Below are 5,548 nucleotides of genomic sequence, written 5' to 3' on the forward strand. Positions count from 1 at the left end.
CGATGCCGCCGCCGCCGCGATCTTCGCCGATACCGAAAGCGAGATCATCGGCCCGCTCGACAGCCGCTTCGGCCCGGCTCTGTTCCGCATCAACGCGGTTCTGGACGCGACCGAAGTGCCCTTCGAGGACGCCGCGCAGGATCTGCGGGTGGAACTGTCCGAAGAAGCCGCACGGCGCGCGATCGACGCGATGATCGACGATCTGGACGACCGCCTGGCCGGGGGCGCCACGCTGGAGGAGCTGGCCGAGGAAACCGACATGCAGTTCGGCACCATCGACTGGTTCGACGGTGTCGATTCCGGCATTGCCGCCTATGACGCCTTCACCGACGCGGCCCTGGCCGCTCAGGATGGCGATTTTCCCGAACTGCTGCAACTCTCGGATGGGGGGCAGTTCGCGCTCCGCCTCGACGAGGTTGTGCCGCCTGCGGTCCCGCCGCTCGAGGAGATCACCGACGAGGTGGCCGAGGCCTGGCGCGCCACGCAACTGCGCATCCGCCTCGAAGAACGGGCCAATGCGATCCTGGCCAACCTGGCGCTGACCGGCGGCCTGGAAGACCAGGGGCTGAGCCTGACCAGCGAAAGCCTGATCCGGCGCCAGGATTTCATCCCCGATGCCCCGCCGACGCTGGTGGCGCAGGTGTTCCAGCTGGCCCAACCCGGCGACATGGTGGTCATTCCCGGCGCCCGCGCGGCCTGGATTGCCCGGCTCGACAGCATCAACCCCGGCACGCGCGGCGCGCCCGAAGTGGCCGCGTTGCAGGGGCTTTTCGGGGCGCAGATCGCCAACGCGGTTGCCGGCGATGTGTTCGAGGCCTTCGGTCAGGCACTGGAGGCCGAGATCGGCATCTCGCTCGATCCCGGTGTCATCAACGCGATCCACGCACAGTTCCCCTGAGGCAGCATGGCACTGATCCCCTCTTTCGAGGCTTTCGAGCAGGGCTGGAATGATGGCCGCAACCAGCTGGTCTATGCCCGGCTGGCGGCCGACCTCGACACGCCCGTTTCGGTGATGATGAAGCTGGCCGATGCCGGCCGCGACAGCTTCATCCTCGAATCCGTGACCGGGGGCGAGGTGCGTGGGCGTTACTCGATCATCGGGATAAAGCCCGACCTGATCTGGGAATGCCGGGGCGAGGACAGCCGCCTGAACCGCGCCGCGCGCTATGACCGCGAGGCCTTCGAACCTTGCGCCGAACCGCCGCTCAGGGCGATCCGGTCGCTGCTGGCCGAAAGCGCCATCGACATCCCCGACGACCTGCCCGGCGCGGCGGCGGGGCTCTTTGGCTATCTCGGCTATGACATGATCCGGCTGGTCGAGCACCTGCCCAACGTGAACCCCGATCCACTTGGCCTGCCCGACGCGGTGCTGATGCGCCCCTCGGTCGTCGCCGTGATCGACGGGGTGAAGGGCGAAGTGACGGTGGTCTCGCCCGCCTGGGTCGAGTCCGGCCTGTCGGCCCGCGCGGCCTATGCGCAGGCCGCCGAACGGGTGATGGACGCGGTGCGCGACCTCGAACGCGCGCCCACCACGGCAGCGCGCGAAATGGGCGAGGCACATGCCGTGGCAGAGCCCGTCTCGAACTTCGCCAAACCCGACTACCTGGCCGCCGTCGAGAAGGCCAAGGAGTATATCCGCGCGGGCGACATCTTCCAGGTGGTGCCCTCGCAACGCTGGACGCAGGCGTTCCCCGAACCGCCCTTCGCGCTCTACCGCGCGCTGAGGCGGACGAACCCCTCGCCCTTCATGTTCTTCTTCAATTTCGGCGGCTTCCAGGTCGTGGGCGCAAGCCCGGAGATCCTGGTGCGCGTCTTCGGCGGCGAGGTCACGATCCGGCCCATCGCGGGCACCCGGCCAAGGGGCGCGACACCCGAAGACGACAAGGCGCTGGAGCTTGACCTTCTGTCGGACCAGAAGGAACTGGCCGAGCACCTGATGCTGCTTGATCTGGGCCGCAATGACACCGGCCGCGTGTCCAAGATCGGCACCGTGCGCCCGACCGAGGAATTCGTGATCGAACGCTATTCCCACGTCATGCATATCGTGTCGAACGTGGTGGGCGAGCTGTCTGATGACCATGACGCGCTGTCGGCGCTGTTGGCGGGCCTGCCTGCCGGGACGGTGTCCGGCGCGCCCAAGGTCCGCGCGATGGAAATCATCGACGAGCTTGAGCCCGAAAAGCGCGGCGTTGAGGGCGGCGGCGTCGGCTATTTCAGCGCGGGCGGCGACATGGACATGTGTATCGCGCTGCGCACCGCCGTGGTGAAGGACGAAAAGCTCTACATCCAAGCCGGCGGCGGCGTGGTCTATGACAGCGACCCCGAGGCCGAATTCCAGGAAACGGTGAACAAGTCCCGCGCGATCCGCAAGGCCGCCGAAGAGGCGAGCCTCTTCTCGGGACGGGGCAACCGGTAGCACCGGCCTGCAGGGGAGGATCGCCACCCGGCGGGTGGCGTTCCTCTCATCCCAGCTCTTCCGCCAGAAGATCGAACACCACGCGAATGCGGCGGCTGTTGCGCAGCTCTCGATGTGTCACCAGCCAGTTGGGGAAGGTGATCGGCGCAAGCTCCTCGATCTGCAGCTTCTCCACCTCTGGCGTGCCTGCGGCCACCAGGTCGGAACCGACGCCAACCCCCAGTCCACGGCGCACCATTTCCCAGGCCACCACGGAATTCAGCGTGCGGATCGGGAAGTTCATGTGGCTGACCGGGATGCCGCGCTTGTTGAGCTCTGCCACCATCCGTTCGGGCTGGTCGATGCCGATCATCTCGATCTTTTCCAGCTCGGCCAGAGTTTTGGGTCTGCCGTTGCGATCGAGCCAGTCCGTCGAGGCATAGAAACTGCCGGTCCCGTCGCGCAGGCGCTTGCCGATCAGCTCCGGGTCCTCGGGGCGCATGTGGCGGATGGCGATGTCGGCCTCCCGCCTGCGCAGGTCGGAGACCCGGTTTTCCGCAACGATGTCAATCGTCAGGCCCGGTGCTTCGCGGCGCAGGCGCTTGAGGATGTCGGGCAGGATATAGGCGGCATAGCTATCGGCGACCGAGATGCGCACCTCGCCCTGCACCTCCTGCACGTGACCCGCCGCCGACAGGGAAATCCGGTTCGCGGCTTCGCCCATGGCGCGCACATGTTCCAGCAGGTCCATGCCCGCCTGGGTCAGGATCAGGCTTTTGCCGACCCGCTCGAACAACGTGATGTTGAGGCTTTCCTCCAGCGCCGCCACCTGCCGCCCGAGCGTGGGCTGCGTCAGCCGCAGCGCCCGTGCAGCCCCCGACAGCGTGCCCTCCTCCACCGTGGCAAGGAAGGCGCGCACCTGGTTCCAGTCGAAAGAGATCGCGGCCCAATTCATGCATATCCGTATAAACCGACTGCGGATTTCTGCAATTTCTTTCGATAGCTCCCCCCGGTACATGCCCCATAGTGATTTTGACAGGACTGGCCGGGCACAGCGCCTCGCCCTGCGCCACCGGAACAAGGACCGTAACGATGACCACCGCCAACCCCGCCCGTTTCTGGGACCGTATCGCCACCAAATACGCCGCGAACCCGGTCAGCGATGTCCCCGCCTACGAAGCCACGCTGGCCCATGTGCGCAGGACCCTGTCCGCAGGAGACCGGGTGCTTGAAATCGGCTGCGGCACCGGCACCACGGCGCTGGCCCTGGCGCCCTCGGTGGCCAACTATGTCGCGACCGATATCTCCGGGGCCATGCTGGAGATCGGGCGCGAGAAGGCCTGGAACGCCTCGCAATCCAACCTGAGCTTCGTCAAGGCCGCCGCAGACCGGGGGGAACTGCCCGACGGCCCCTTCGACGTGGTGCTGGCCTTTTCCATCCTGCACCTGCTCGACGATCTCGACGCGGGGCTGGCCGAGATCCACGACCGCCTGGCGCCCGGCGGGCTCTTTATCTCCAAGACCGTCTGCATCAGCCCGCTCTCGCCCCTGCGCCCGGTGATCGGGGTGATGCAGCTGATCGGCAAGGCCCCCTACGTGCGCTTCCTGAAGGCCGCGCCCCTGATCGCCCGGATCAAGGCGGCAGGTTTCGAGATCGTCGAGACGGTGGATTTCCACAAGCCCGGCAAGCGGCCCCATATCGTCGCCCGCAAACTGTGACCGCGTTCCCTTTGACAGCCCCCCGGCCCCTTTCTAAGTTGGCCGCGTAGCAAGCAGCGGTCGGGGCACGCGCGCAGTCATGTCGGAATTGCCAGAATACTACTTCCGGGTGCGGGAAAACGGGGCGGCGGTCTACCGGGTGGATACCGAGAACCGCCAGCGCCGCATCGAGATGACCGAAATCGCGGTGATCAACATCAAGAACGGAAAGGTCAAGCCCCATGGCAGCCACGTCCTGACCCCGTCGGAAAACCAGGCGATTGCCCGTTGGATGGCCGACCGCGAGGCGCTTCTGGCGCGCCGTGACCTCGATGACATCCACCGCACCGTGGATCACCTCAACCTCACCGCGCAATGGGCACAATCGCGCGCCAGCGACGCGGATCTCGACGACGTCACCGACCGGCTGCTGATGGCCATGCATGACCTGCGCAGCGTCCTGGTGCGCAAGAAGGCCGACCGGCTCATGAAAGGCCAGCCGGGCGCGGATCAGCGCGGCGAGTAGAGGCTTTCCATCCGGTAATCCTTGCGTGGCCCGCTGACCTGCCACCGCGCGCTCCAGCTTTCGGGCCAGTCGCCGAAACCGTAGCTGACGGCATAGAGATCGGGCGGGCAGTCGTGGCTGGCCGCGCTCTGGGCGTCTGAAAACCAGTGAAACGGCCGCCCGTCCTCGAAGAAGACGGCGATGCCGTCCGCCTCGGCCCGCCACAGGTAGCGCCGCTCGGCCTGCAAGGGGGCGCCCTCGCCGTAGCGCAGCAGGCCGGTTTCGGTCAGGACGAGCCCGCCCTGCCCCGGTGCGAAACGCGCTTCGCCCTCCAGCCGGCCGGTCAGCCCGGCCCGGTTGTCCTCGATCCGGCGGCTCAGCCGCCAGCTGCCTTCGAAGGCAAAGAGGTCCAATCCCATCCCTGCGACACCCCATTGCTTGTGGTCGCGCCCCTATAGCCGTAAGAGAGCGCCAATTCCACCTGACAAGACAAGGCAGAGGCGCATGATCCCCCGCTATTCCCGCCCCGAAATGGTCGCCATCTGGAGCCCCGAGACCAAGTTCCGCATCTGGTACGAGATCGAGGCCCATGCCTGCGACGCCCAGGCCGACCTTGGGGTCATCCCCCGCGAAAACGCCGAGGCCGTCTGGAAGGCCAGGGACGTGGAATTCGACGTCGCCCGCATCGACGAGATCGAGGCCGTCACCAAGCATGACGTGATCGCCTTCCTCACCCACCTGGCCGAGATCATCGGCAACGAGGAGGCGCGCTTCGTCCACCAGGGCATGACGTCCTCGGACGTGCTGGATACCACGCTGAACGTGCAGCTGGTGCGTGCCGCCGACATCCTGATCAAGGACGTGGAGGCGCTGCTGGCAGCGCTCAAGCGCCGCGCCTACGAGCACAAGGACACCGTCCGCATCGGCCGCAGCCACGGCATCCACGCCGA

At 66.7% G+C, this 5,548-nt stretch carries 6 protein-coding genes and 1 pseudogene; 5 read left to right on the plus strand and 2 right to left on the minus strand.

Translation table 11 applies throughout. The features are described 5' to 3' along the window. Both ACEQXV_RS09325 and trpE read left to right on the plus strand, forming a co-directional pair. Nucleotides 1–898: pseudogene (locus ACEQXV_RS09325) on the plus strand (peptidylprolyl isomerase); the annotation flags it as partial. A gap of 6 nt (nucleotides 899–904) precedes the next feature. After that, nucleotides 905–2,416, plus strand: a complete 1,512-nt coding sequence (gene trpE, locus ACEQXV_RS09330; RefSeq protein ID WP_370268904.1) for an anthranilate synthase component I — start codon at nucleotides 905–907, stop codon at nucleotides 2,414–2,416. A gap of 46 nt (nucleotides 2,417–2,462) precedes the next feature. On the opposite strand, the gene ACEQXV_RS09335 is transcribed toward trpE, so the two are convergent. After that, entirely contained in the window at nucleotides 2,463–3,350 is an 888-nt protein-coding gene (locus ACEQXV_RS09335) for a LysR family transcriptional regulator (protein ID WP_370252806.1), read from the minus strand. A 137-nt stretch (nucleotides 3,351–3,487) separates the two neighbouring features. Between ACEQXV_RS09335 and ACEQXV_RS09340 the strand changes: the two genes are divergently transcribed. Both ACEQXV_RS09340 and ACEQXV_RS09345 read left to right on the plus strand, forming a co-directional pair. Beyond that, complete coding sequence (locus ACEQXV_RS09340; RefSeq protein WP_370268906.1) at nucleotides 3,488–4,114, plus strand: class I SAM-dependent methyltransferase; 627 nt, start codon at nucleotides 3,488–3,490, stop codon at nucleotides 4,112–4,114. Between the two features lie 79 nt (nucleotides 4,115–4,193). After that, nucleotides 4,194–4,619, plus strand: coding sequence for a hypothetical protein (locus tag ACEQXV_RS09345; protein WP_370268907.1), 426 nt, complete (start codon nucleotides 4,194–4,196; stop codon nucleotides 4,617–4,619). Here the strand turns inward: ACEQXV_RS09345 and ACEQXV_RS09350 are convergent. After that, entirely contained in the window at nucleotides 4,604–5,017 is a 414-nt protein-coding gene (locus ACEQXV_RS09350; RefSeq protein ID WP_370252802.1) for a DUF6314 family protein, read from the minus strand. The genes ACEQXV_RS09345 and ACEQXV_RS09350 overlap by 16 nt on opposite strands. Before the next feature lie 85 nt (nucleotides 5,018–5,102). On the opposite strand from ACEQXV_RS09350, the gene ACEQXV_RS09355 reads away from it, so the two are divergent. After that, a partial coding sequence (locus ACEQXV_RS09355) for a lyase family protein (RefSeq protein ID WP_370268908.1) occupies nucleotides 5,103–5,548 on the plus strand: 446 nt, incomplete at its 3' end.

This window comes from Nioella sp., from assembly GCF_964229645.1.
Taxonomy (GTDB): domain Bacteria; phylum Pseudomonadota; class Alphaproteobacteria; order Rhodobacterales; family Rhodobacteraceae; genus Nioella.

Coding starts and splice junctions, on each gene's coding strand:
- trpE (WP_370268904.1), top strand. CDS start 905: ATGGCACTGATCCCCTCTTTCGAGGCTTTCGAGCAGGGCTGGAATGAT.
- ACEQXV_RS09335 (WP_370252806.1), bottom strand. CDS start 3,350: ATGAATTGGGCCGCGATCTCTTTCGACTGGAACCAGGTGCGCGCCTTC.
- ACEQXV_RS09340 (WP_370268906.1), top strand. CDS start 3,488: ATGACCACCGCCAACCCCGCCCGTTTCTGGGACCGTATCGCCACCAAA.
- ACEQXV_RS09345 (WP_370268907.1), top strand. CDS start 4,194: ATGTCGGAATTGCCAGAATACTACTTCCGGGTGCGGGAAAACGGGGCG.
- ACEQXV_RS09350 (WP_370252802.1), bottom strand. CDS start 5,017: ATGGGATTGGACCTCTTTGCCTTCGAAGGCAGCTGGCGGCTGAGCCGC.